Here is a 24,503-nt window from a genome sequence, read left to right as displayed (position 1 = left end):
GGGATGCTGTAAAATGGCAAAAAAAATCAGAGTTACCGAAACTGCTCTGCGTGACGCTCATCAGTCACTCATTGCAACAAGAATGACAACAGAGGAAATGCTCCCTGTTCTTGACAAACTCGATAAAATCGGTTATTACTCACTCGAATGCTGGGGCGGTGCAACATATGACTCATGCCTCAGATTCTTAAACGAAGATCCGTGGGACAGACTCCGCACAATAAGAGAGCATTGCCCTAACACGAAGCTCCAGATGCTTTTTAGAGGACAGAATATGCTCGGTTATCGTCACTATGCCGATGACTGCGTTGAGTACCTTGTTCAGCGTTCAATCGCAAACGGTATTGACATTATCCGTATTTTTGATGCTCTTAACGACATCAAGAATCTTAAAACAGCTATCAAGGCCGCTAACAAAGAAGGTGGTCATGCACAGGTTGCTATCAGTTACACAACAGGTCCTGTATTCACAGATGAATACTATGTTGAGTATGCTAAGAGAATTGCAGACGCAGGTGCAGATTCAATCTGTATCAAGGATATGGCTGCTCTTCTTACTCCGACAAGAACCGAAAGCCTTGTAAAGGCTATCAAAGCCGCTGTTCCGGAGCTTCCGCTTCAGCTCCACACCCACTACACATCAGGTCTTGCATCAATGTGTCTTTTAAAGGGTGTTGAGGCAGGTGCCGACGGCATTGACACAGCAATCAGCCCACTCGCTCTCGGTACATCACACGCTCCGACAGAGTCAATGGTTGCCGCTCTTTCAGGCACAGAGTTCGACACAGGTCTTGACCTTAAACAGTTCTCTGACATCCGTGCTTACTTCATGACTCTCCGTGAGAAGTACATCAAGTCAGGACTTCTTGATCCTAAGATGCTCGCAACAGACGCTAACGCTCTTATCTATCAGGTTCCCGGCGGTATGCTTTCCAACCTTCTTTCACAGCTCAAGCAGGCCGGTAAAGAAGACAAGCTTGACGAAGTTCTTGCAGAAGTACCCCGTGTTCGTAAGGATTCAGGTTATCCTCCGCTTGTTACTCCGACATCACAGATTGTCGGCACACAGGCTGTATTCAATGTAATCACAGGCAAGCGCTACTCAATGTGCACAAACGAGTTCAAGGGACTTGTTGCCGGTGAGTACGGTACAACTCCAATGCCTATTGATCCTCAGTTTCAGAAGAAGATTATCGGTGACAAGAAGATTATCAAAGGCCGTCCTGCAGATCAGCTTAAGCCTGAGCTTGATAAGCTCCGTGGCGAGATTGAGCAGTGGATTGAACAGCCTGAGGATGTTCTTTCTTATGCACAGTTCCCGAAGGTTGCCCTCGACTTCTTTGAAAAGAGAAGAAATGCCAAGGTTGGCATCAACGGCGACAAGCTTGACAAGAAAAATATGGTTCACCCAGTTTGATTTGACAACTAAAATTAACATTTATGCCACCTTCATCAACGAGGGTGGCATTTTTTGTAAACTAAAGTTGCTTGAAAATCACCTCTTTTTTTGCTAAAATCCTAGTATAAGCTGACAGTCAGCTTAGTTTTAGAAGAAAAGAGGATGAAATTTCGTGAAAAAATTATTATCAATCTTAATCGCAGTTATGATGTGCTGTGCAGTAACCGTTACCGCCTTTGCGGCAACTCCTGATGAAGCACCTGCAAAAGATATGCAGGCGATAATCAAACAGGCTATGCTCGACAACTACTATACAGATACAAAGCCTACAGAGCTTGAAATCCGTATTGTCGGAGGAAATGAAAAAGGAAGTGTATATTTTGAGCATACCGATAATTTGAGTTATACTTCGGCGGCTTATGAAACACAGCTTGGCAACTATACCTACTCATACACTGCGGCTGATGAGTTGCTCGTTTACAACAACGGCAAAATTTACACAATGAAGAATGCTTACGAAAGCGGAGTTATTGACGATAGTATTCTTGAAGAATTGTCAAAAATGAATTTTGGTTTGAAATCTAATAAACCGAATACAACTGTTCCTACTGAGCCTACAACTACGGTTGCAACAGTTGACGAACCTGTAACAGTACCCGATACAACTTCTGCAACTTCGGCAACTAAGCCTGTTTCAACAAGCGACACAGCTACAAATGACACACCAAACAATTCACAGAACAACAGTGGTGCAGTTCAGACAGGACAGAACAGCATTGCAATATCCCTTGCAGCTGCAATGCTTGCAGGTTGTGCAGTAATTTTTGCAAAACGCAGAAATTATTTTAAATAATTCAAAACATCAACAGAATATATAAAATAAACCGTTCTCGCTTTTGTGAACGGTTTATTTATTTTAGCTTAAAAATTTGTGATAGTTTATCAAGATGTATTGCTTTTTATATCATTTAATGTTACAATTAACCTGCATAAAAATTTAGCGAAAGTTTTTAATAATGCGTAGAATATTTACAAAGTGAGGGATAACTATGAAAAAGTTTTTACCTATAGCTATGGCGGCGGTAATGTCGATGTCTGCGGTTGCGGTTTCGGCAGTTCCTGCAAATGCGGTTGAACCGCTTAACACACCCGTGCAGTATGCACAGGTTGCAAGGGCAAGCTTGGCTACTCCGAAAATTTCAAAGGCCGAAAGCGTTTACGGCGGTGTAAAGCTTACATGGAACAAAGTAAGCGGTGCGGCTAAGTACAGAGTTTACTACAAGGGTCGTAAAGGTTGGACACGAATGGTCGATACAACTTCAACCTCATATATCGACAAGGATGTTTCATCTGGCAGGAATTACACCTATACTGTAAGATGTATTTCTGCTGACGGAAAGAGCTTTACAAGCGGTTATGATTCAAAGGGGACAACTGTAAAATATGTTGCTGCTCCCGAAATTTCAAAGCTTGAAAATGTAAACGGCGGTGTGAAAATCTCTTGGGGCAAAGTAAGCGGTGCAACTAAATACAGAGTTTACTACAAGGGCCGTAAAGGTTGGACACGAATGGTCGATACAACTTCAACCTCATATATCGACAAGGATGTTTCATCGGGCAGGAATTATACTTATACTGTAAGATGTATAAGTGATGACGGAAAGAGTTTTGAGAGTGGATTTAACCCAAAGGGGTCAAGTATCAGATATAATCAAGCTCCTAAAATACTTGAAACCAATGTTGTAAACGGCGGTATTAAGGTGATTTGGGAGTCTGAAAACAATACAAATTACAGATTGTACTGCAAAACAGAAGGTAAGGGCTGGACAAAAGTATGCGATAACAAAACAGGTGTTGTGACACATAAAAATTTACAGCCGAATAAAACCTATACATACACTGTAAGAGCAATCAGTTCCGACGCTAAAAAGTATTTGAGCGGTTATGACCCAGTGGGAATGAGCGCAAAATATGTTGCCACACCGAAAATTTCAAAAACTGAGGTCACATATGACGGCGTAAAGCTGACATGGAACAAGGTTGCAGGTGCAGAGAAGTACCGTGTGTACTACAAAGACGGTGAGGGTTGGAATAAACTTGTAGATACAAAAGGTACAAGTTATCTTGACAAGGGACTTGTATCAAGAGAACTAAGCATAAAAGATAATTCCGTAAACGGTCAGTATATTTATACTGTTCGTTGCATTTCAAGTAACGGCAAGGCTTTTCAGAGCGGTTATGATACAAAAGGTTCTAAGGCGAATTTAGGCAATGAATGTCCGGAAATTGTTCGTGTTGACTCAATGCATGGCGGAATTACAGTTTCATGGACAGATGTTTGCGAAGACAATTCAAAGTATCGTATTTATGTAAAAGAAAAAGGTTCGTGGAAAAAGCTTGCTGATACAACAAATAATTATTACACTCATAAAAATGTAAAAGCAGGACAGACCTACACTTATACCGTAAGATGTGTTTCTAAGAACGGCAAGAAATTTACAAGTATCTATAATCCGTCAGGTGTGACATTTAAGTATAAGACTACAGACAAAACAAGAGATGCATACATAGATTATCTGCTCAAGCATGAATCGGAATGGCTGCCTGAACTCAAGGTAGGAAATGTTGCTTTGGCTGGTGTGCAGTTTGCCGATCTCGATTTTGACGGTGTTCCCGAGCTTATAGTACAGGAAGCAGGGAATGAGGAATACTATTTGAAAGCAAAAGTATATACTTTTAAGGACGGAAAGTTCTCGTTAGTCGGATTTGATGATTATAGAACTTATATCCCGAATCAACTGACTTATTTCTATGACAAATCTGCTAAGAAATATATAATTAATGCCGTTGAATTGTCAACCTCAAATGTTGACCGTTATCTTGACTGCGAAAACTATACATTGAATTATGACGGTACAGTTTTGAATGTTCGTGGATACTCTTGTGCTCATTTGGCTCTTGAAAGTCGGGGATTGGAATACTATTATTACAATCAGAGCGGAAGAACAACAAAACAGGCATATAATGCCACAAATATGAGTGTACTCGGTAATTGTGTAAATGCACATATGTTCAGTCAGTTTGTTTACTGTTCTGTTGACGGCTATCCAAAGCTTTGGAATAGTTATAGCGAAACACAGAAGAAACAGCACCTTACTGATTCTTATAATGCATTCTCATACGATAAATACTAATTGAAACATAGATTGGTGTGAAAAATTTCATACCTATAGCCACGGCGGCGGTTTCGGCGAATGCGATTGAACTGCTGAAAATTTTGCAGCATTTTATGGATGGGTATTTTATAAGTGGCGATTACAAATGGCATAAATTGTATTTTAATATTTACAAAGTTGTTTAAACAATATTTGTTCAGCAGCTTATTAAACAAGGTGCATACATTGTGCATTAAAAGTCATTATACGAGGAGGAATTATTATGAAAAAATTATTATCCCTCGCAATCGCAGCTCTGCTTACTTTTTCGTGTGCTTTAACCGCCTTTGCGGCTGAAGACAATTCGGCAACTCCCGATGAGGCAAAAACACCCGTGGAGCTTAAAATAATTGAGCCTCCGTCAAAAACCTATTTTGGGGAAGATGTTATTCTTCCGCCCGAATCAGTTAAAAATGTTTATGCAGACAGCGAGCATTACTATGCTTTTGCTGACAAAATGAACGCATACAGCTTCAACCCGATTCTTGACCTTTCGGATGCAAAGCTTGAAGTGGTTTACAATGACGGTTCTTCGGAAAGTGTTGATCCAGCCGACTGTACCGCAGAAGTTTCCGATCCGTTTAATTACGGCGAGGTAATGCGAACAGCTCTTGATACCGCAGGCAATCTTGAACTTGATACACCGTATGAAGAAAATCTAAGATAAGGATAATGCAACTAAGAATACTGTGATGAACGATAACGGTTCTGTTCCGACAGGCAGTCCGATTACAACAATGTTATTCACATTATCTGCTGTTATTGCAGGCGGTGCATTGTTTCTTTCTTACAGAAAAAAGTTTGAAAAGTAAATCAAATAATTGACACTCATTTTTCTTAATATTCAGACAACTGCCCCCGAATCTTTCAAAGGTTCGGGGGCAGTTATGTTCTGTAAAAACAAAACGGCAACGGGATAAATTTTTCCGTTGCCGTTTAATACTTTTAATGATTTCTACACTTAATCTTCACCGATAAGCTTTACGATTGTTGCGGTGTGGTGAACCGCATCAAGATACTTTCCGAAAACATCGGCTGTTTTGATTTTTAAACTTGAGGTGTTTACACACGGATGACAGCCGACATATTCGCCTTTCAAAACATCCTCGTCAACAAGAAGTCTTACTCGGTTGTCATTGTCATTCATAAGCCCCATAACGCTCACCGCACCCGGCTTGATGTCGAGAAATTCGAGCATAAAATCGGGAGATGCAAACGAAAGTCTTGCACTTCCGATTTGCTTTGACAGTTCCTTTGTTTTAAAAGGTTTGTCACCCGGCATCATAAGAAGATAGAAGTCGGTTTTCTGCCTGTTGCACAGAAAAAGATTCTTGCAAATCAGCACATCAAGTACAGCGTCAATCTCGTTGCAAGCCTCCATTGTGTCAGCGTGTCCGTGGTCGGTTCGCTGATATTCAATTCCAAGGCTGTCGAGAAGGTCATATACTCTGATTTCACGGTCTTCTTTGCCTGTTAAGTCGGTTGGTCGTCCGTTGTAAAGTTCCATTTAAAATCCTGCTTTCCTGTAGTGTAATGCCTGTATCAATATTCGCTGTCATCAATGCCCGATACGCTGTCTGAGTAATCAGAATCATCATAATAATCGTCATATGTGATTATACTTGTTCCGTTATAATCATCGTTTGCCTTGACATACATATTTTTGTCGAGCATACCGAGATCCTGCAAAACCTCAATTGTCTTTGTAAAGCTTCTCGGAATAACATAGGATGCGGTTGTGTAAGCAGTGTCGGAATCTGCAGATTTGTAATAGGATGACAGGTCTGAAATGTAAATATTGTAGGGTGCGCCTGTTGCAAGCTGTATTACACATACAACATCGGGAATGGATTCAACGAGTGTACTGTAATCTGAATAATCAGGGTCGGCTGAACCGTAGAATGTGTTACTGTATCCGACAACTTTTTTAAATTCTTCATCACTGCAGTTGTCAATATCTTTAAGAAAAGCATCCTTGATGCGTTTGTATGTCTCGCCGGGGCCTGTGAGTGCAACTGACTGGCTGTCATCACCGTAATAGCCTGAAGCAATGCGGTTTACAACCAAGTCAGCGTGCTTTTTCTCCGTATCCTTGCGGTTAAATCCAAAAACTGCAAATTCACTTAAATCATCGTATTCCGCCTTTGCAATAGGACTGTAGGTTTTGATATAACCCTTTGAATTTATTATATCCGTGTTGTCGTCATCGTATAGGGTATCTGAATTATAAAATGCGTTGAATCTGTTGTATGCCCTTGTAATAATGCGACCGTCATTGAGCTTGTATGCATATCCGCAGTATGGCTGCGAAAGCTCTTTGCTAAAAAACAGAAAGTTGTCCGTAAACATTGAAACCCATGTGTTCTTGAACTTGTTCTGAATTGAATAGTCACGCTTGTTGATAAGATTTGAATGTGAGTTGGTGATAAAAGTGATTGTGTCTTTGTCTGTAATATCATCAGCCATATCTTTAAGATTTTTGCCGACAGCACTGCCTTTTGACTGATAGTTTGAATTTGCGTCATAGAAACCGGCACTCTTGATATCCTGAGTTTTCGGTACATAGCTGTTGTAGCCGAATGCGTCAAAACAGCAGAGAGCAACACCGACGCAGCTTACAATAATTAACGCACCGAGCGGAATCGAAGTTTTGATAAGCTTTGAAAAGCCTCTGTACAAAATAAGATGAACGATTATGTAGACGGGAACGCTTGCAAGAATAAATCCGAAAACAAAACCCGCATATCCGCCGAAAACATTCATTGAACCGAAAAGAACACCGAGGAACATACCTGCAAGGAATGAAACAAGCACCTTGATTATGTAGCACGGAAGGTGGAATGCAAATGCCGACTGAGCTCTTTCCGCTTTTCTCTTTTTTGCAAGAAAAGCGCCGAGGGCAATACATACAACCGAGAAAATCAGCCAGTAAATAACATTGATTCCGTCATACGCCGCGAGCGGATTGAGTGCATTCATAATGACGCTGTCTTTGAAAATGCCAACATAGAAACCGTCAAAACAACCCACAACAGTGCCTTTGATGAAGATTGCGGAAAGCGGATAAGCTATGCAAACCGCAACGAACATAAGCACGGAGTTAAGCATCGTTCCGCAGCAAACTGCAATAAGACCGAAAAATGCGATTGACGCGAGTGTACCCATACATATTTCGGGGAATAATTTTGTCACTTCCGAAACAACCGAATGTCCCGAACAAACCGATATAATGGATATTAAGCTGAGAAAGAAAATTGCAGGGATAATCGACATAAGGTAAGCCGATACGGATTTTGCAATAAAAAGTGTTGCTCTTCCAATCGGCAGTGAACCGTACAAATCCGCCTTGCGTTTATTGTGCAGATACGAATAAATTCGCACCGTGTAGATGATTGTAAATACTATTGAAATGAGATAGACGAGCGATGCCGAGGAGTATTGAAAAAGTTCAATTTCTCCGATACCGCTGTTTGCAATGCCTGTAATGCTCAACGCAGAAAGCATCATTGAAAAAGATGAATCGTTTCCGAGTACAACGCAGATTGTAAAGCATACTGTAATTGCAACAGCCGAAATAATACCGAATACAATGAGAAATGTATTGCAGGACTTAAGGTCGCTGAGGAAGAACGACAGCATCTGCTTCAGTCTGCTTTTAAAGGATGTTTTCTGTGTCATAACCTGCAACCCCCATTTCACATATAAAAATTTCTTCCAAGGTCATCGGAACAGCTGAGATATAAATCGGATTAAGCTCCTGCAATTTGGGCATAAACTCTTCCTCTGTTCCTTTGATTGTAAGATTAAATATATTTCCGTTTCTCCATGTGTTTATAACATTGATTTCGTTGAAGAATGAATTATCGGGAACTTCGGTGAATGCAACCTGAACCTTGCGGAGTCCAAGCTTGATTTCGTCAATTTCCCTCTCAAGCAAAAGCTTGCCCTTGTGCATAAGACAAATTCTGTCACATAATTCTTCAAGCTCACGCAAATTGTGTGACGCAACGACAACTGTCATATCATTTGCGGAAACATTGTCAATGATTATTTTTTTTACAAGCTTGCGTACAACAGGGTCAAGTCCGTCAAAAATTTCATCAAGCAGCAGATATCTCGGACAGGTTGAAAGCGCCAATATCAAAGCCGCCTGTCTTTGCATACCCTTTGACATATCAATTATCCTTGCATCAGGATCAATCGGAAACACCGAGCAAAACTGTTTGAAAGCGTTCTCGTTCCAGTTTGGATAAAGACTTCGAAAAAGGATTGCAGTGTTTTCAAGAGTTGAGCTGTTTGAAAAATAGGGGTAATCGGGAATGAAAAAACATTCTCCCTTTACTGACGGATTGTCAAGAATGTTTATTCCGTTAATATTCACCTCGCCCTTATCGGGGTCAAACACACCCGACATAATTCGCAGAAGTGTTGATTTTCCGCCGCCGTTGCTTCCGACAATGCCGAGAACAGAGCCTCTGTTTACGGTAAGCGTGAAATCGTCAACGGCAGTCACTTTGCCGAATTTTTTGGTTATGTGATTAACTTCAATCATTCTCTCTGCCTCCTTCGTATACAGAATTGATGATTTCTATGAGCTGTTCACGGGGAACGCTGTACAGCTCTGCATTCTTTACGGCATCACGGAATGTTTTGAGAGCCATTTCTTGGAAAGCTGCGTTTTTTGTCAACTTGTCTGTCAAAAATGTTCCCCGTCCAACAGTTGAATAGATGTAGCCCTCTGTTTCAAGAACACGATATGCCTTTGCAACCGTGTTTGGGTTTACACCGATTTCCTGTGCTACCGTTCGTACAGGCGGCAGCCTGTCACCCGATTTGAACACGCCTGCCGACGCAAGCTTGATTATATTGTTGCAAATCTGTTCATAAATCGGCACACGGCTTGTGAAATCAATTGTGAACATAGCCGTCCTCCTTTTTTTGTATAGAAAATTGTATAATATGGCCAATCCTACAGTTAAATTGTAACATTCAATTGTACCATTGTCAATGTACAATTTTAATTTAAAAGACCGTTTGAGAAATTTTTAAAAGAACTTAAAAAGAATAAAACAGCCAAAACCGTCAATAACTATTGTAAAGACAAAACCGATAAAAATTCAGATTCGGGGGTAATTCTTTGCAATACGGAAAAGTTGAAATCTGCGGAGTTAATACATCACAGCTCAAGCTGCTGAAGGAAAGCGAAAAGCGTGAGCTGCTTAACACAATCAGAAACGGTTCTCCTGCCGAAAAGAAAATGGCGAGGGATAAGATGATTAACGGGAATTTAAGGCTTGTTCTTTCTGTTATTCAGAGGTTTACAAACAGAGGCGAAAATCCCGACGATCTGTTTCAGGTGGGTGTTATCGGACTCATCAAGGCGATTGATAACTTTGACCCTACGCTTGATGTGCGGTTCAGCACCTACGGAGTGCCTATGATAATCGGCGAAATACGGAGGTTTTTGCGTGATAACAATGCAGTCAGGGTATCCCGCTCAATGAGAGATACAGCCTACCGTGCAATGCAGATAAAGGAACAGCTGACTAATAAAAACAATCGGGAGCCAACCATTGAAGAAATCGCCAAAATAATGGAGATGCCGAAAGAACAGGTGGTGCTTTCGCTTGAGGCGATAGTTGACCCCGTGTCGCTTTACGAGCCTGTTTTTTCGGACGGAAACGATACTATATATGTTATGGATCAAATCGGTGACAAAAACGATGATTCCGCTTGGCTTGAAGAAATTGCGGTAAAAGAGGCGATTTCCAATCTTTCCGACAGAGAAAAACGGATTCTTTCAATGAGATTTTTTCGCGGCAAAACTCAGATGGAGGTTGCGGCTGAAATAGGAATATCACAGGCGCAGGTCAGCCGCATTGAAAAAGGCGCTCTTGATACTATAAAGAAAAGCATTTAGCAATATATGCAAAACAGCTGTTCAATCGGACTACTGTTTTGCGGTTACATAGGTTTGTATAAAAATGTATGGGAAAATTACAACTGATTTTTGTAAAAAAGAAGAAAAAATTTAATTCCGCTTTACTTTCGTGCTTTTGTGTGTTAAAATTTTAATGTATAAAAACTTAATGCTTTATTGCAGAAATAAGGAGGTAACGGTTTTGAATTCTAAACTTAAAAATGATTCTACCGACTATTTGTTCAAGGCGATTCTATCGCTTGAAAACGAAGAAGATTGCTACCGCTTTTTTGAAGATTTATGCACAAGCGCAGAACTCAAGGCAATGTCACAGCGCCTTGTCGTTGCAAAAATGCTTACCGAGAAAAAGGTATATACAGAAATCGTCAAGGAAACCGGTGCGTCAACCGCAACCATCAGCCGAGTAAAAAGAGCGTTGTTTGATAACGATACATATGGCTACACTCTTGTACTCGACAGGATTGAAAACGGAGAAAAAGAGTAATGCCGAGCTATTTGTCGTTTGCCCGATTTTATGACGGACTTATGCAGGATGCCTGCTATGAAAAAAGATGCGGCTATATTCTTGAGATTGCCGAAAAATTCAGACATGATATGGGTATAACCCTTGACCTTGCCTGCGGAACAGGAACTCTTACCCGACTTTTGAAAAAGCGGGGAGTGGATGTTTTCGGGATAGATTACAGTATGGAAATGCTTAGCGAGGCAATGCAGAGTGCTTCCAAAGAAGGTCTTGATATCCTGTTTTTAAGGCAGAAAATGCAAAGCATTGACTTGTACGGTACAATAAATACCTGTGTGTGTACGCTTGACAGCATAAATCACCTTACAAAAATTGAAGATGTTGCAAAGACATTTGACCGTGTGGGACTTTTTATGGACGATGACGGTCTGTTTATTTTTGATGTCAACACGGTGTACAAGCATAAAAATGTTCTTGCAGACAATACCTTTGTGTACGAAAACGACAGCGTTTTCTGCGTATGGCAAAACACCCCCGAGGATGATAACAAGGTAAAAATCGACCTTGATTTCTTTGAGGAAGAAAACGGTGTGTATTATCGTTCATCCGAAAGCTTTGCCGAAAGAGCATATACAGATGATGAAATCAGAAAAATGCTCACGGATGCAGGTTTTGAAGTAGAGGCTGTTTACGGCGATCTTACATTTGAAAGTCCTAAAGCGGATGAACAGAGGGTAATTTATGTTGCAAGAATGAAAACATCACGCAACAAAGAGTTTAATGAATCGAAAGGATAACCGATATGGATAAAATAATTCGTTGTATTACATCTGACGGTGCGATTATGGCGGCTTGCGTTGATGCGTCCGACATAGTTTTTACCGCAAAGAAGATTCACCACCTTTCACGCAGTGCCACAGCCGCACTCGGCAGACTTTTGTGTGCAACATCAATTATGGGCGATATGCTCAAACAGAAAGACGCATCAGTCAACCTTCGTGTAATGGGTGACGGTGAACTCGGTCCCGTTATCGCAGTCGGCGACAGCAGCGGCAATGTAAAGGGATATGTCGGCAATGCAGACTGCCCGACGGAATATTACGAAAACGGTAAAATCAATGTTGCAAAAGCAGTCGGCAGAACAGGTATGCTAAATGTTATGCGTGACTACGGTTCAGGCGATCCGTACATAGGTCAGGTTGAGCTTGTCAGCGGTGAAATTGCCGAGGATATTGCAAACTACTACGCAACAAGCGAGCAGATTCCTACAGTTTGTGCCTTGGGTGTGCTTATTGATAAAGAAGACGGAGAAGTTCTTCTTGCAGGCGGATTGCTTATTCAGCTTCTTCCGGGTGCAGACGATACTGTTATTGACAAGCTTGAAAAGAATATTGCAGAGCTTGAACCCGTTACAACTATGCTTGCAAAGGGTATGAGTATTCTCGATATCTGCAAAACAGCCCTCAAAGGCTTTGAGGTTGAAGTGCTTGACGAAAACCCTGTTAAGTATGTTTGCGGTTGTTCAAAAGAAAAGCTTGAAAATTATTTTTGTACCCTCAGCGATGATGACATCCGTTCTATGGTAAATGAGCAGGGTGTTGCCGTTGCAACCTGTCACTTCTGCAATAAGAAATATGTCTTTACAAAGGATGACCTTGAAAAGCTGATTGCAGAGAAAAACAACAAGGAATAAAGATTTTTAAAGGCCTTGTCGCAAATGTTCGTGATGTCACTCATAAAAATGAAAAAAATTTCAAAAAAGTGTTGACATTTTAATCATAATGTAGTATTATGGTATCTGTCGCCGAGAGATAAACGAGATTCGACAGAACTTCGATACAGCGACAAAGGCATGTGGGAGCATAGCTCAGCTGGGAGAGCATCTGCCTTACAAGCAGAGGGTCACAGGTTCGAGCCCTGTTGTTCCCACCACATTTGGCCCGGTAGTTCAGTTGGTTAGAACGCTAGCCTGTCACGCTAGAGGTCGACGGTTCGAACCCGTTCCGGGTCGCCAATTTTTGCCTCTGTAGCTCAGTCGGTAGAGCAGGGGACTGAAAATCCCCGTGTCGGTGGTTCGATTCCGCCCGGAGGCACCAATTTAATGCGGATGTAGCTCATCTGGTAGAGCGCCACCTTGCCAAGGTGGAGGTAGCGGGTTCGAGCCCCGTCATCCGCTCCATAAAATCAGTACAGTTGGTGTACTGGTTTTTTTATTTTACAGATTTTTTTGCCAACCAAGGGGCTCGAAGGCGACCGTTAAGAAAATGCTCCAGTGGAGCATTTTTAGGGAGAGCGTTGATGAGGGTTAGGGTTACGCACCGCAAGCAGTTGGCGAGGTAGAACTTTTCGCATCAAACAATCCCCGTCATCCGCTCCAAATCCAAAGTACCTGTAACGCAGGTGCTTTTTTTATTTTTGCAATTTTTCTGTTTGAGTTGTAGGGGCGGATATCATGTCAAGTGCAACATGGTAACCACCTGTGCAAGGACATGGTATACAAATTCACAGTCTTGAAATCTTGCGGTGAATACGCTTGCCGGATGACGAGTCATACTCAGCAATAACAAAATTGCGATAGCAAACAAGAAATGAATCATTGTTTGGATTAGGTCTGAATTGAACATAATCATTGATGAAAGTTTCACTAAGATATAATTGAAAATTCTGAAAACGGACATATCCCCACGAATTTACTTTTATGACTTTAAAGCCGGGTTCATATTCAAACGGCTCCACCTTGTCAGCAAAAATCCTTTCGCTGTGAGTATAGACATCGGCAGGACATTTGTTCCCAAGTGCTTCATGAGGTCGCAGGCAATTATACTTAGTTCGCCACTCTTGCAGAGCCTTGTCAGCGTAATCCAAGTTCTTGAATAGATTATGATTTAAAAGTTCTCTTTTCATACTGCCATGAAACCGTTCAATTTTTCCTTGTGTTTGCGGATGTTTAATTCTGCAATGTATGGGAAGAATGTCATTGTTCATAAGGAATTTTTCAAACATAGTAAATCCATGTTTAAAACCTGCAAACTGAGAACCATTGTCAGAAAGTACGCTTGATGGCATACCAAACTCATAAAAAGCTTGCTTAAAAGCGTTAATAACGACATTTTTAGTGTTAGGAAAGCATGCTATTTTGATTGAGTATCGTGAGCTGTCATCAAGAATAGTCAATGGATAGCAATAACGATTATCGGCAGTTAAAAACTCTCCCTTGAAATCAGTTTGCCACATATCATTGCAATGTTCTTTCTGAAAGCGTTTAAAAGGCTTTCTTTTGAGAGATTCCTCTTCAGATATGAGTTGGTGTTTATGAAGAATGTTAGTAATGGTTCTTGGACAAGGAATGTTTTTATACCCTTGATTTTCAAGAAAAATTTTAATTTTATCATCACCCCAACCCGGGTTATCGAAACGAACAGAAACGATTAATTCTTCAATGTCGTCAGGCGTTTTGTTAGGAGAACATAATGGTCTGCGTGACATATCAGTTAAGGGCAGTCCCTGTTTAAATCTATCAACCCACTTGCGACCAGTTTTGCGTGTGATTTCATATTTCCGACATAGAGCACTAAAATTATTTGTTTCTAATGCTTTTGTAACAAATTCTAATCTTTGTTTTTCCACAGTTTTACACTCCCACGGCATAAAAACAGCTCCTTCATTTGCTATTTTCTTGCCATTTATTTTATCATAAAACTGTATACTATGTCTTTGCACTGTTGTATACTATGTTACTACACTGCACATATCATCCGCCCGCAAGTAACTACTGAATTCTTTTGACAGACCCGATTTTATAAATGTCGCAAAACAATTGTTATACTGTAACAGCGAACTGCGCTTTCAAATAATACCGTGTGAAAACACGGGGCGAAACTCTTGTTTACTGTTTGAAATAAGGAGTTTACCATACTTGTATTAATAACTTCAGCGACTATGTTCTGATTGCCGATAATCACGAAATTGCAATTAGCAAATAAATTTTAAAAAACTGCAAAAACGATATTGACAATCGCCTGAATTTGTAGTATTATATTACCTGTCGCTGAGATGTAATCGAAATTCGATAGAACTTCGATGAGCGATAAAGGCATGTGGGAGCATAGCTCAGCTGGGAGAGCATCTGCCTTACAAGCAGAGGGTCACAGGTTCGAGCCCTGTTGTTCCCACCACATTTGGCCCGGTAGTTCAGTTGGTTAGAACGCTAGCCTGTCACGCTAGAGGTCGACGGTTCGAACCCGTTCCGGGTCGCCAATTTTTGCCTCTGTAGCTCAGTCGGTAGAGCAGGGGACTGAAAATCCCCGTGTCGGTGGTTCGATTCCGCCCGGAGGCACCAATTTAATGCGGATGTAGCTCATCTGGTAGAGCGCCACCTTGCCAAGGTGGAGGTAGCGGGTTCGAGCCCCGTCATCCGCTCCATAAAATCAGTACAGTTGATGTACTGGTTTTTTTATTTTACAGATTTTTTGCCAAACAAGGGGCTCGAAAGTGTAGCCTTGCGACCGCCGCCAGTGACGGAAAAAGGGAGCAAAGCGCTGTCTGAAATAAGGAACAAAAGGAAGCATATTTATGTGCAACGCATTGCGACTGTATTTCAGACGATAAACCTTAAAATTAAGAGCGTTGATGAGGGTTAGGGTTACGCACCGCAAGCAGTTGGCGAGGCAGAACTTTTCGCATCAAACAATCCCCGTCATCCGCTCCATTAAATCAGTACAGTTGATGTACTGGTTTTTTTATTTTGCAGAATTTTTTGACAAACAAGGGGCTCGAAGGTGTAGCCTTGCGACCGCCACCGGTGGCGGAAAAAGGGAGCAAAGCGATGTCTGAAATAAGTAGCAAAAGGAAGCATATTTATGTGCAACGCATTGCGACTGTATTTCAGACGGTAAACCTTAAAATTAAGAGCGTTGATGAGGATTAGGGTTACGCACCGCAGGCAGTTGGCGAGGCAGAAATTTTCGCATCAAACAATCCCTATGCAGTAGGTTTTTCGGATTGACATAAAGTTTCCTATCTGTTAGTATGATATTGTAGGAGTTTTTGTACTCTTACAACATATTTTTCCCAAAGGAGGATAGGATTATGGGATTTTTAGATGGAAAAACCGCTGTTATTACAGGCGGAGGAAGGGCTGTTCTCAGCGACGGAGGTTGCGGTTCAATCGGCTACGGCATTGCTGTTGCTTATGCAAAAGAGAGCGCAAACCTTGTTATTACAGGCAGAAATGTCAAAAAGCTTGAGGATGCCAAAGAGGAACTTGAAAGACTTTACGGAGTAAATGTGTTGCCTGTTCAGGCTGATGTCAGCAAGGACGGCGATAACGAAAAGGTTGTTCGGAATGTTGTTGACCGAGCTGTTGAAACATTCGGCGGAATTGATGTTTTGATTAACAACGCTCAGGCCTCTGCATCGGGTGTTACGCTTGCAGATCATACAACAGAGCAATTTGACCTTGCTGTTTATTCGGGACTGTACGCAACTTTCTATTATATGAAGGCTTGCTATCCGTACCTTAAAAAGTCAAAGGGAACGGTTATAAACTTTGCTTCGGGTGCCGGACTTTTCGGAAACTTTGGTCAGTGTGCATATGCCGCCGCAAAAGAGGGAATAAGAGGTCTTACAAGAGTTGCCGCCAACGAGTGGGGCAAGGACGGAATCAATGTCAACATTGTCTGTCCGCTTGCATGGACTGCTCAGCTTGAAAAATTTGAGCAGGCTTATCCCGACGCATTCAAGGCGAATGTAAAAGTGCCGCCAATGGGACATTTTGGTGATGTCGAAAAAGAAATCGGCCGTGCCTGTGTTGCACTTACATCACCTGATTTCAAGTATATGAGCGGCGAAACCATCACCCTTGAGGGCGGAATGGGGCTTAGACCGTAGTTTTATTTCAAGAAAAATTCTTTTATTCTGTTATTCGGTAAATCATTAAATAAAATTAAAAAAACATACTAATATGAGTATTGAATTTTTTGTTCATATGATGTAATATCAAGTTACGGAGTACATACAAAAATTACTTTGAGGTGATTGTATGGGAATTTTTGATATAAAGAACACAGATATTTTCAGCAAGGACTATGACTCTGCAAACGCATGGCTTGAGTATAACATTTTTAATGAATGTGAAAAGGACGAAAACGGAGAGTCATTTGATGAGTCCGATGAAAATAATTTTTGGGATTATTTGAAGAAAAACAAATAATAGGTTACAAACAGCGACCGCAGAGTGATATGCTTTGCGGTCGTTTTTATGTGTTGTTCACACACAAGGACACTCGGCATAATATGAGGGTGTAGAGAATAACTTGATTTACGGGTGTTGTGTATGAAAAAGAGCGACATAAGAACATTTGGCATAATCGGCGGTGACAAGCGACAGCTTTTTCTTGCAAAATCAATTTCTGACAGCTGTTACGATGTTTTGCTCGGCGGATTTGACAGGCTTGAAAGCCACGGTTCATTGAGCCTTTGCAATGTTAAAAAGGCAATTTCGGAAAGTGATGCATTGATTTTTCCGTTGCCGTCAATAAGGACAGACGGCAGTCTTAACACTCCGTTTTCAAACGAGAACATTTTGCTTGACGGTGACGATATTGAAATTATCCTTAAAAAGCCTGTTTTTACTACGATGAAAAGCAGATTTTTAAAGGCATATCCAAGGCTTTCGGACGGTGAAATTTTTGATTACGGAGCAAGAGATGATTTTGCGATTCTCAACGCATTGCCTACAGCAGAGGGTGCAATTGAATGTGCAATGAGAGAATATGAGGGAACGATTTCGGGCAGTAAGTGTCTTGTTGCGGGATTCGGCAGAATCGGAAAAATTCTTGCTCACAAGCTTGTTTTACTCGGAGCAAATGTTACAGTGAGTGCAAGAAAGCCGTCAGACCTTGCATATGTAAAGGCACTCGGCTACAATGCACTTAATACGGAAAATCTCAGAACGGTAAAGCGGTTTGACATTGTTTTCAACACAATTCCGAGGTTGATTTTTGACAGGGAACTTCTTATGAATACCGACACAAACACCCTTATTATAGATCTTGCGTCCCTGCCGGGAGGAGTTGATTTTGATACCGCCGAAAAACTCGGAATTTATGCCGTTAGGGCATTGTCGCTCCCCGGAAAATGTGCTCCGAAAACGGCAGGAGAAATTATAAAAACTACTGTATTTGACATCATCAAGGAGGTTTACAGGTGACAAAAGCAACCATAGGATTTGCAATGTGCGGTTCCTTTTGCACCTTTTCAAAGGCTTTTACGCAAATGCAGAGGCTTGTTGACTCAGGCTATGATGTTATTCCGATAATGTCGCAAAATGCCTTTTCAACATCAACTCGTTTCGGAAAAGCGGAGGAAACGGTAAAGAGGGCAGAAGAAATAACGGGCAAAGCTGTTCTGCACTCGGTTGTGCAGACAGAACCGATAGGACCTAAAAAAATGTGTGACTTGCTTGTGATTGCACCGTGTACGGGCAACACGCTTGCAAAGCTGTCGCTCGGGATTACCGACACGGCGGTAACAATGGCGGCAAAATCGCATTTGAGAATTTTAAGACCTGTGCTGTTGTGCGTTGCAACAAATGACGCTCTCGGTGCGTCGGCACAGAACATCGGCAGACTTCTCAACACGAAAAATATTTACTTCGTTCCTTTAAAACAGGACGATTGCATCAAGAAACCAAATTCGCTTGTGGCTGATTTTAATAAGCTTGAAGATTGCGTAACCCTTGCATTGCAGGGAAAACAACATCAGCCGATTTTTTTATAACAGAACAACAGCCGTCTTGAAATGCAAATTTTCAAAACGGCTGTTATTTTATGTTTGGATTGTCTGTGCGACAGGTCAGATAATCAAGGCTTGTGCCGTAGTAGTCGGCAAGTTTAATAAGCAGGGAGAGAGGGATTTCTCTTTCGCCCCGTTCATATTTTGAGTACAGCGACTGGTCGCACATAAGAACCTTTGCAACTTCTTTTTGCGTAAGGTCGTTGTCCTCACGCAAATCTTTTATTCTCAGTTTCATTTCATCACCAAATAAATTATAAAATAGTACATAGTGTCCTATTGATTTTTAGGACGAATTGTCCTAAAATATAATTACCGGAAAACGGGAAACCAAACTGCATTGTCTTTGCGGTACTCATATTCATATAATCGTATTTATCATAAATTGTGTGTTATTGTTTGCACAAGTGTCCAATGAACTCAAAATACAAGATGATGATTACTTTGAAAAATTTAATTCACTTTAAATCAGAGTGTTGCTTAAATAAAAATCATATTTTATCTGTATATATCTTGACAAATACCGCAAAATGCAGTAAACTAATGTCATAAAAATCCCGAAGAACAACTTCGGGACGAATAGCTTGCCGATTTAATTTCGTGTACAGCTTGGCGGATTTTTACTGTCAGTCAATCCCAAAATATAGTCAGTACTTGTGTGATAATGTTTTGCGAGGCAAATCAAAACAGCTGTGGGGATATCACGCTGACCAAGTTCATAATTGCTGTAAACCTGTTGTGAACAATGCAGAATTTTGCTAACTTCTTTTTGCGTGAGGTCGGCATCTTCCCTCAGTTCCCTGATTCTTTTATACACAGAATTCACCTCGCATACAGTATAGCATACCGCAGATTGTTGTATTGCAATATACTGCAAAATGCAGTAAAGCAGCAATGGTATTTTGGGTTAATTTTTAAATAATTATTCAGAGGGGAATGGTGTTTAAAATAAAAATATTAAACTTGCGTATTAAGATAAAACAATAAAATGATGGAGGAAACTATGAGAAAACATTCAAAATTTATTACGATTTTGCTGTCTGCTTTGTTGGCGGTATGTCTTGTGCAGACAGTATTTGTTCAGGCATTTGCAACCGAAAACTCAGCAACACCTGACGAGGTTTCGAAAAATTTGAAGCCTGTATCAATGAAAATTATTAAGGCTCCTGAATCAGCAGAAGTGGTTAACGGAGAAGTTACTGACAAGAATTTTTGGAGCAAGGTTGTAGTTAAAGTAACTTACAATAATGGAGAGTCTTTTGATGTAAATTGCAAAAATCTTGATGATGGGCGGTTTAATGATATTACACCGCCTTATCCCGAAATTAAAGGATATGAAGGCACAATATCTGGTTATTATTCAGTTGTGAACGGAAAAGTATCTATTACACTTTACTATGACTATGCACATAATGCTTATGCACTTGAAAATTCTTATTTATACGCATATTATGACATTAAAAATGTAAAATTTGATCCTGAATCAAATAAAGAAATGGTTGTAAGTTGCGAAATCACAAAGCTTCCGGATAAAGTCTTTACAGCTCCGTTATTTACAAAAGCAGTGCCTAGAGATGACGACTCACATTATGATTGGTATATGTCACTTGATAAGAACAATTCGATCGCAAACAATATGATTGGCACAGAGTTTGTATTGACCTATTTAAATGGCACTAAAAAAACCTTTAAAGTCACTGAAGATACTGAAATAATGAATAGTGTTTCTGGCACTGATTTTGTTATGTATTATTGGACATATAAGAGTACACAGATTAATGATAATCGTTGGACATATTTAGAGGTTACTGATTTAGGAAATTATAAAGCTGATGTTAATGTTGTTTCGACAGGATTTGAGCAAACTGTTACTATCACAGCAAAATCTGTTTCTAATCCTAATCCACCTCTTCCAAACAGTGGCAAGATTAACGGCAACAGCACTATTGACACTCCAACAAAGCCGAGCGATAACATTTCATCCGCAACAAGTGATGTTGCAACAAAAGACAATGCAGGCAATAACAACACCACAAACGGCACAGCCAACAACGGTGTTGTTGCAACAGGCGACTTTGCAACTCCTGCAATTATTGCCACAGTTATGATTTTGGCGGCAGCGGTTATGTTTGTTCTCAAAAGAAAACATACATTTTAATTTAGTCTAATACTTCCATTTTATGTTTATGGGTATTTAACTTAGAGGAAACACTCGATTGTATAATCGGGTGTTTTTTCTGTATGATGAATGTTGCGGTTCGCCGCTACAGAATGGCATTATCTTTGCGGTATTTATATAATCGTATTTATCATAAATTCTGTGCCGTTACTCGCGGGCGCCCAATGGGACCGCCCCTACAGAATGGTATTATTTTTGTTCCTTTTATAGGGTTTGTATTACCGTAATGTTTGCATTTTTACTTTTTGGCGGTCACAGACCGTTGATACAAAATTAAATTTATAACAAAACTGCACAAAAATTTATGGATAAAGACAGCGTGGGGTATTGCTCATGCTGTCTTTTTGTGTTAAAATTGTAGATAACAAAATGAAATAACGAAGGATTTGTCTATGAAATATTGTTCAAAATGCAAGCGACTGCATAATGATGAAGAAACAGTCTGCAAAAACTGCAAGGCTCAGCTTAAAACAATAACCGATGAAAACACTCCAGTGTATCTGCTTACGGCATCGGGCTTTGAGTTGCAGAGAGTTAAAGCCGCACTTGAGGACAGCACCGTTCCGTGTGACGCTACAATCAGAAAATGTGCTGAAAACAGATACAACGCAAATGCCGCAACAGGCTATGACAGTTCATCTTACGATGTTTATGTTCCGTATTCGGCTTATGAAAAAGCATTTGACACCTGCGTCGGAATCGGCGCAATTAAGCTTGAGAACGAAGAAATTCTTGACGGTGACGCGGAATATTCTGAAAATAAAGGCGACACGCTTGATGATAAGTTCGAGAAGATGACAGGTGCAAAGCGTACTACATTCAGGGTTATAAGTGCCGTTATTTTTCTTTTGCTTATTGCGCTTGCAGTATTCGGTACAGATGCGATAATGAACCTTATTAAAGGATTTTTCGGATAATTCGGTATCCGATTTTGAGATAAAATGAGTTAAAAATGAATGAAATTACGGAGGATTTTTTACAATGAAACAGGAAACAAAGTGTTTGCATTCCGGCTATGTGCCTAAGAACGGAGAACCAAGACAGATGCCCATTTATCAAAGCACCACCTTTAAGTATGATTCAAGTGACGCAATGGGCAGACTTTTTGACCTTGAGGACAGCGGTTATTTTTATACCCGTCTGCAGAATCCGTCAAATGATATGACTGCCGCAAAAATTGCCGACCTTGAGGGCGGTGTTGCCGCAATGCTCACATCAAGCGGTCAGGCGGCTAACTTCTTTGCACTTTTTAACATCTGCGAAACAGGCAGTCACATTGTTGCATCGTCTGCAATCTACGGCGGTACATATAATCTGCTCGGTGTTACAATGAAGAAAATGGGCATTGATGTTACTTTTGTCGATCAGAATCTTCCCGAAGAAGAGCTTGCAAAGGCATTCAGACCAAACACAAGGGCAATGTTCGGTGAAACAATAACCAACCCGACCGTGTCTGTTCTTGATATTGAAAAGTTTGCAAGACTTGCTCACTCACACGGTGTTCCGCTTATTGTTGACAACACTTTTGCAACTCCTGTCAATTGTCAGCCGATTAAGTGGGGTGCTGACATTGTTACTCACTCAACCACAAAATATATGGACGGTCACGGTGTTTCTGTCGGCGGTGCAATTGTTGACAGCGGCAACTTTGACTGGCTGAAATATGCCGACAAATATCCGGGACTTACAACTCCCGATGATTCATATCACGGCATTGTCTATGCCGAAAAATTCGGCAAGCTCGGCTACATTACAAAGGCTACTTCTCAGCTTATGCGTGACCTCGGTTCAATCCAGTCACCGCAGAATGCTTTTTATGTTATGAACGGTCTTGAAAGTCTTCATGTGAGAATGGAAAGACATTGCAAAAATGCTCTTGAAATTGCAAGATTCCTCAAAGCCAATGACAAGGTTGCGTGGGTTGATTATCCCGACCTTGAAGATGACAAATATCACGCACTTGCTGAAAAGTATCTTCCGAACGGCTCATGCGGTGTACTTTCTTTTGCGGTTAAGGGCGGAAGAGATTGTGCGGTTAAATTTATGGACAGCTTAAAGCTCTGCGACATTGAAACTCATGTTGCAGACGCAAAGACCTGTATTCTTCATCCCGCAAGCCACACCCACCGTCAGATGACGGATGAACAGCTTCTTGAAGCAGGTGTTGCACCCGATCTTATCAGACTTTCGGTAGGTCTTGAAAATGTTGATGATCTTATTGCCGACATCAGTCAGGCTCTTGATAAGGTTTGATTTTCTTTAAAAGAAATTATACATAAAATTGCAAAATAAATTTACGGAGGGTTGAATATGTCAGCTTTTGTATCTGCGGTTATTGTTGCGGCAGGCGGTTCTGTGAGAATGGGAATTGCCGACAGCAAGCAGTTTATTCCGCTTTTGTCACGACCTGCAATTGAATACACCCTGAAGGCATTCCAAAAATGCCACCTTATCAAAGAAATTGTAATTGTCTGCCGTGAACAGGATAACGACAGAATCAATAAAATTATCGAGCTTAACGGTTTCGACAAGGTTTCAAAACTCGTCAAGGGCGGTGACAGCCGTGCCGACAGCGTGCGCAACGGAATCGGTGCGTGCAGTGAAAATGCCAAATACTATGCTATTCATGACGGTGCAAGACCGCTTATTACCGTTGAAGAAATTGAGCGTGTTGTTGAGGCGGCTTTTGATACGGGTGCGGCAACTCTCGGAACTTCCGTAAAAGATACAATCAAGGTTGTTGACGGTTTCAATATTATAGAAAGCACTCCTATCCGTTCACAGCTCCGTGCCGTTCAGACTCCGCAGGTTTTTGAGCGCGATCTGTACCGCTTTGCTCTTGAAAATGCCGGCGATAATCTCATCAACTTTACAGACGATTGCTCGCTTATTGAAAATATGGGCGGCGAGGTTCTTGTTGTAAAGGGCAATGAGGAAAATATTAAACTAACAACCCCGATTGACATTGTGATTGCCGAGAGTATTCTCAAGTCAAGACAGCAGGGTTGATTGTGCAAAGGAGATTTATATGAGAATCGGTCACGGATATGATGTGCATAAATTTGCCGAGAACAGAAGGCTGATAATCGGAGGCACAGAAATTCCTTTTGAACTCGGACTTCTCGGTCATTCGGATGCCGATGTGCTTGTTCACGCAATTATGGACGCACTTCTCGGTGCGGCGGCTCTCGGTGATATCGGAAAGCTGTTTCCCGATACGGATGAAAAGTACAAGGGTGCAGACAGCATTCTTCTTTTGAAAGAGGTGTGCCGTTTGCTTGCCGAGTACAACTACAGAATTGTCAATATCGACTCAACCGTTATCGCTCAACAGCCAAAGCTGAAACCGCATATTGACGAAATGAGAAAAAATATTGCCAATGCCTGCGGAATTGATGTTTCGCTCGTCAGCGTTAAGGCTACTACCGAGGAAAAGCTCGGCTTTACAGGCAGACTTGAGGGCATTTCCGCTCACGCAGTTTGCCTTATTGAGCAGTACTAAAAAGTTACAG

General features: G+C 41.1%; 24 protein-coding genes and 8 tRNA genes. 25 read left to right on the top strand and 7 right to left on the bottom strand.

Annotated elements, in window-relative coordinates; translation table 11 throughout:
• The first annotated feature begins 13 nt into the window (after positions 1 to 13).
• The 4 genes from QDI94_RS05480 to QDI94_RS05465 all read left to right on the top strand — a co-directional run bounded on the left by QDI94_RS05480 (position 14) and on the right by QDI94_RS05465 (position 5,281).
• On the top strand, positions 14 to 1,417 hold the full coding sequence (locus QDI94_RS05480) for an oxaloacetate decarboxylase subunit alpha (RefSeq protein ID WP_021883774.1): 1,404 nt from the start codon (positions 14 to 16) through the stop codon (positions 1,415 to 1,417).
• Positions 1,418 to 1,571: 154 nt separating this feature from the next.
• The gene (locus tag QDI94_RS05475) at positions 1,572 to 2,252 is read left to right on the top strand and encodes a hypothetical protein (protein WP_278867792.1); all 681 of its coding nucleotides are present in this window, start codon (positions 1,572 to 1,574) and stop codon (positions 2,250 to 2,252) included.
• A gap of 196 nt (positions 2,253 to 2,448) precedes the next feature.
• Entirely contained in the window at positions 2,449 to 4,593 is a 2,145-nt protein-coding gene (locus QDI94_RS05470) for a fibronectin type III domain-containing protein (RefSeq protein ID WP_278867790.1), read from the top strand.
• 244 nt (positions 4,594 to 4,837) lie between these two features.
• Positions 4,838 to 5,281, top strand: coding sequence for a hypothetical protein (locus tag QDI94_RS05465; RefSeq protein ID WP_278867788.1), 444 nt, complete (start codon positions 4,838 to 4,840; stop codon positions 5,279 to 5,281).
• A 294-nt stretch (positions 5,282 to 5,575) separates the two neighbouring features.
• Here QDI94_RS05465 and QDI94_RS05460 read toward each other — a convergent pair whose 3' ends face one another.
• Genes QDI94_RS05460 through QDI94_RS05445 form a run of 4 tightly spaced genes read right to left on the bottom strand, consistent with a single transcriptional unit; the run spans position 5,576 to position 9,536 of the window.
• Positions 5,576 to 6,121, bottom strand: a complete 546-nt coding sequence (locus tag QDI94_RS05460; protein WP_278867786.1) for a prolyl-tRNA synthetase associated domain-containing protein — start codon at positions 6,119 to 6,121, stop codon at positions 5,576 to 5,578.
• Positions 6,122 to 6,156: 35 nt separating this feature from the next.
• Complete coding sequence (locus QDI94_RS05455; RefSeq protein ID WP_278867785.1) at positions 6,157 to 8,292, bottom strand: hypothetical protein; 2,136 nt, start codon at positions 8,290 to 8,292, stop codon at positions 6,157 to 6,159.
• Complete coding sequence (locus QDI94_RS05450; RefSeq protein WP_278867783.1) at positions 8,270 to 9,166, bottom strand: ABC transporter ATP-binding protein; 897 nt, start codon at positions 9,164 to 9,166, stop codon at positions 8,270 to 8,272. The genes QDI94_RS05455 and QDI94_RS05450 overlap by 23 nt, the downstream gene beginning before the upstream one ends.
• On the bottom strand, positions 9,159 to 9,536 hold the full coding sequence (locus QDI94_RS05445) for a GntR family transcriptional regulator (protein WP_178586236.1): 378 nt from the start codon (positions 9,534 to 9,536) through the stop codon (positions 9,159 to 9,161). Before QDI94_RS05445 ends, QDI94_RS05450 begins: the two co-directional genes overlap by 8 nt.
• A 215-nt stretch (positions 9,537 to 9,751) precedes the next feature.
• Here QDI94_RS05445 and sigG point away from each other — a divergent pair, with 215 nt between their 5' ends.
• The 8 genes from sigG (at position 9,752) to QDI94_RS05405 (ending at position 13,197) form a co-directional block, all read left to right on the top strand.
• Entirely contained in the window at positions 9,752 to 10,534 is a 783-nt protein-coding gene (gene sigG, locus QDI94_RS05440; protein ID WP_101029843.1) for an RNA polymerase sporulation sigma factor SigG, read from the top strand.
• 202 nt (positions 10,535 to 10,736) lie between these two features.
• Positions 10,737 to 11,039 carry a YerC/YecD family TrpR-related protein gene (locus QDI94_RS05435; protein WP_101029842.1) on the top strand — a complete coding sequence of 101 codons (303 nt, stop codon included), beginning with the start codon at positions 10,737 to 10,739 and terminating at the stop codon, positions 11,037 to 11,039.
• Complete coding sequence (locus QDI94_RS05430) at positions 11,039 to 11,815, top strand: class I SAM-dependent DNA methyltransferase (RefSeq protein WP_278867777.1); 777 nt, start codon at positions 11,039 to 11,041, stop codon at positions 11,813 to 11,815. The genes QDI94_RS05435 and QDI94_RS05430 overlap by 1 nt, the downstream gene beginning before the upstream one ends.
• Before the next feature lie 5 nt (positions 11,816 to 11,820).
• Entirely contained in the window at positions 11,821 to 12,711 is an 891-nt protein-coding gene (gene hslO / locus QDI94_RS05425) for an Hsp33 family molecular chaperone HslO (RefSeq protein WP_278867774.1), read from the top strand.
• A 163-nt stretch (positions 12,712 to 12,874) separates the two neighbouring features.
• Positions 12,875 to 12,950 (top strand) — tRNA-Val (locus QDI94_RS05420).
• Positions 12,951 to 12,955: 5 nt separating this feature from the next.
• Positions 12,956 to 13,032: transfer RNA gene (locus QDI94_RS05415), tRNA-Asp, on the top strand.
• 6 nt (positions 13,033 to 13,038) lie between these two features.
• Positions 13,039 to 13,114: transfer RNA gene (locus QDI94_RS05410), tRNA-Phe, on the top strand.
• A gap of 7 nt (positions 13,115 to 13,121) precedes the next feature.
• Positions 13,122 to 13,197 (top strand) — tRNA-Gly (locus QDI94_RS05405).
• Positions 13,198 to 13,520: 323 nt separating this feature from the next.
• Here QDI94_RS05405 and QDI94_RS05400 read toward each other — a convergent pair.
• Complete coding sequence (locus QDI94_RS05400; protein WP_278866599.1) at positions 13,521 to 14,645, bottom strand: IS481 family transposase; 1,125 nt, start codon at positions 14,643 to 14,645, stop codon at positions 13,521 to 13,523.
• Between the two features lie 472 nt (positions 14,646 to 15,117).
• Between QDI94_RS05400 and QDI94_RS05395 the strand changes: the two genes are divergently transcribed.
• The 8 genes from QDI94_RS05395 (at position 15,118) to QDI94_RS05360 (ending at position 18,797) form a co-directional block, all read left to right on the top strand.
• Positions 15,118 to 15,193: transfer RNA gene (locus QDI94_RS05395), tRNA-Val, on the top strand.
• 5 nt (positions 15,194 to 15,198) lie between these two features.
• Positions 15,199 to 15,275: transfer RNA gene (locus tag QDI94_RS05390), tRNA-Asp, on the top strand.
• A 6-nt stretch (positions 15,276 to 15,281) separates the two neighbouring features.
• A tRNA-Phe gene (locus QDI94_RS05385) sits at positions 15,282 to 15,357 on the top strand.
• 7 nt (positions 15,358 to 15,364) lie between these two features.
• Positions 15,365 to 15,440: transfer RNA gene (locus tag QDI94_RS05380), tRNA-Gly, on the top strand.
• 666 nt (positions 15,441 to 16,106) lie between these two features.
• Positions 16,107 to 16,907 (top strand): SDR family NAD(P)-dependent oxidoreductase, encoded by an 801-nt coding sequence (locus tag QDI94_RS05375; protein ID WP_278867772.1) that lies wholly within the window; start codon positions 16,107 to 16,109, stop codon positions 16,905 to 16,907.
• A gap of 151 nt (positions 16,908 to 17,058) precedes the next feature.
• Complete coding sequence (locus tag QDI94_RS05370; protein ID WP_278419852.1) at positions 17,059 to 17,229, top strand: hypothetical protein; 171 nt, start codon at positions 17,059 to 17,061, stop codon at positions 17,227 to 17,229.
• A gap of 123 nt (positions 17,230 to 17,352) precedes the next feature.
• Positions 17,353 to 18,228: a dipicolinate synthase subunit DpsA gene (gene dpsA / locus QDI94_RS05365; protein ID WP_278476062.1), complete on the top strand. Its 876-nt coding sequence runs from the start codon at positions 17,353 to 17,355 to the stop codon at positions 18,226 to 18,228.
• Complete coding sequence (locus tag QDI94_RS05360) at positions 18,225 to 18,797, top strand: dipicolinate synthase subunit B (RefSeq protein WP_278476061.1); 573 nt, start codon at positions 18,225 to 18,227, stop codon at positions 18,795 to 18,797. The genes dpsA and QDI94_RS05360 overlap by 4 nt, the downstream gene beginning before the upstream one ends.
• A gap of 43 nt (positions 18,798 to 18,840) precedes the next feature.
• Here the strand turns inward: QDI94_RS05360 and QDI94_RS05355 are convergent, their stop codons facing one another.
• Entirely contained in the window at positions 18,841 to 19,050 is a 210-nt protein-coding gene (locus QDI94_RS05355; protein WP_278476060.1) for a helix-turn-helix domain-containing protein, read from the bottom strand.
• 354 nt (positions 19,051 to 19,404) lie between these two features.
• Positions 19,405 to 19,629 (bottom strand): helix-turn-helix domain-containing protein, encoded by a 225-nt coding sequence (locus QDI94_RS05350; protein WP_278419849.1) that lies wholly within the window; start codon positions 19,627 to 19,629, stop codon positions 19,405 to 19,407.
• A gap of 186 nt (positions 19,630 to 19,815) precedes the next feature.
• On the opposite strand from QDI94_RS05350, the gene QDI94_RS05345 reads away from it, so the two are divergent.
• The 5 genes from QDI94_RS05345 (at position 19,816) to ispF (ending at position 24,493) form a co-directional block, all read left to right on the top strand.
• On the top strand, positions 19,816 to 20,970 hold the full coding sequence (locus QDI94_RS05345; RefSeq protein ID WP_278867766.1) for a hypothetical protein: 1,155 nt from the start codon (positions 19,816 to 19,818) through the stop codon (positions 20,968 to 20,970).
• 413 nt (positions 20,971 to 21,383) lie between these two features.
• Positions 21,384 to 21,908, top strand: coding sequence for a hypothetical protein (locus tag QDI94_RS05340; RefSeq protein ID WP_278867764.1), 525 nt, complete (start codon positions 21,384 to 21,386; stop codon positions 21,906 to 21,908).
• Positions 21,909 to 21,972: 64 nt separating this feature from the next.
• Entirely contained in the window at positions 21,973 to 23,244 is a 1,272-nt protein-coding gene (locus QDI94_RS05335) for an O-acetylhomoserine aminocarboxypropyltransferase/cysteine synthase family protein (RefSeq protein WP_278475678.1), read from the top strand.
• A 57-nt stretch (positions 23,245 to 23,301) separates the two neighbouring features.
• Positions 23,302 to 24,000, top strand: a complete 699-nt coding sequence (gene ispD / locus QDI94_RS05330; protein ID WP_278475679.1) for a 2-C-methyl-D-erythritol 4-phosphate cytidylyltransferase — start codon at positions 23,302 to 23,304, stop codon at positions 23,998 to 24,000.
• A 19-nt stretch (positions 24,001 to 24,019) separates the two neighbouring features.
• Positions 24,020 to 24,493: a 2-C-methyl-D-erythritol 2,4-cyclodiphosphate synthase gene (ispF, locus tag QDI94_RS05325; RefSeq protein WP_278867761.1), complete on the top strand. Its 474-nt coding sequence runs from the start codon at positions 24,020 to 24,022 to the stop codon at positions 24,491 to 24,493.
• The last annotated feature ends 10 nt before the right edge of the window (positions 24,494 to 24,503 follow it).

Source organism: Ruminococcus bromii, from assembly GCF_928721825.1.
GTDB lineage: Bacteria > Bacillota > Clostridia > Oscillospirales > Acutalibacteraceae > Ruminococcoides > Ruminococcoides bromii.
This window is presented reverse-complemented; position numbering and strand designations above follow the sequence as displayed.

Coding starts and splice junctions, on each gene's coding strand:
- QDI94_RS05480 (WP_021883774.1), top strand. CDS start 14: ATGGCAAAAAAAATCAGAGTTACCGAAACTGCTCTGCGTGACGCTCAT.
- QDI94_RS05470 (WP_278867790.1), top strand. CDS start 2,449: ATGAAAAAGTTTTTACCTATAGCTATGGCGGCGGTAATGTCGATGTCT.
- QDI94_RS05465 (WP_278867788.1), top strand. CDS start 4,838: ATGAAAAAATTATTATCCCTCGCAATCGCAGCTCTGCTTACTTTTTCG.
- QDI94_RS05460 (WP_278867786.1), bottom strand. CDS start 6,121: ATGGAACTTTACAACGGACGACCAACCGACTTAACAGGCAAAGAAGAC.
- QDI94_RS05455 (WP_278867785.1), bottom strand. CDS start 8,292: ATGACACAGAAAACATCCTTTAAAAGCAGACTGAAGCAGATGCTGTCG.
- QDI94_RS05450 (WP_278867783.1), bottom strand. CDS start 9,166: ATGATTGAAGTTAATCACATAACCAAAAAATTCGGCAAAGTGACTGCC.
- QDI94_RS05445 (WP_178586236.1), bottom strand. CDS start 9,536: ATGTTCACAATTGATTTCACAAGCCGTGTGCCGATTTATGAACAGATT.
- QDI94_RS05430 (WP_278867777.1), top strand. CDS start 11,039: ATGCCGAGCTATTTGTCGTTTGCCCGATTTTATGACGGACTTATGCAG.
- hslO (WP_278867774.1), top strand. CDS start 11,821: ATGGATAAAATAATTCGTTGTATTACATCTGACGGTGCGATTATGGCG.
- QDI94_RS05375 (WP_278867772.1), top strand. CDS start 16,107: ATGGGATTTTTAGATGGAAAAACCGCTGTTATTACAGGCGGAGGAAGG.
- QDI94_RS05370 (WP_278419852.1), top strand. CDS start 17,059: ATGGGAATTTTTGATATAAAGAACACAGATATTTTCAGCAAGGACTAT.
- dpsA (WP_278476062.1), top strand. CDS start 17,353: ATGAAAAAGAGCGACATAAGAACATTTGGCATAATCGGCGGTGACAAG.
- QDI94_RS05355 (WP_278476060.1), bottom strand. CDS start 19,050: ATGAAACTGAGAATAAAAGATTTGCGTGAGGACAACGACCTTACGCAA.
- QDI94_RS05345 (WP_278867766.1), top strand. CDS start 19,816: ATGAGAAAACATTCAAAATTTATTACGATTTTGCTGTCTGCTTTGTTG.
- QDI94_RS05340 (WP_278867764.1), top strand. CDS start 21,384: ATGAAATATTGTTCAAAATGCAAGCGACTGCATAATGATGAAGAAACA.
- QDI94_RS05335 (WP_278475678.1), top strand. CDS start 21,973: ATGAAACAGGAAACAAAGTGTTTGCATTCCGGCTATGTGCCTAAGAAC.
- ispD (WP_278475679.1), top strand. CDS start 23,302: ATGTCAGCTTTTGTATCTGCGGTTATTGTTGCGGCAGGCGGTTCTGTG.
- ispF (WP_278867761.1), top strand. CDS start 24,020: ATGAGAATCGGTCACGGATATGATGTGCATAAATTTGCCGAGAACAGA.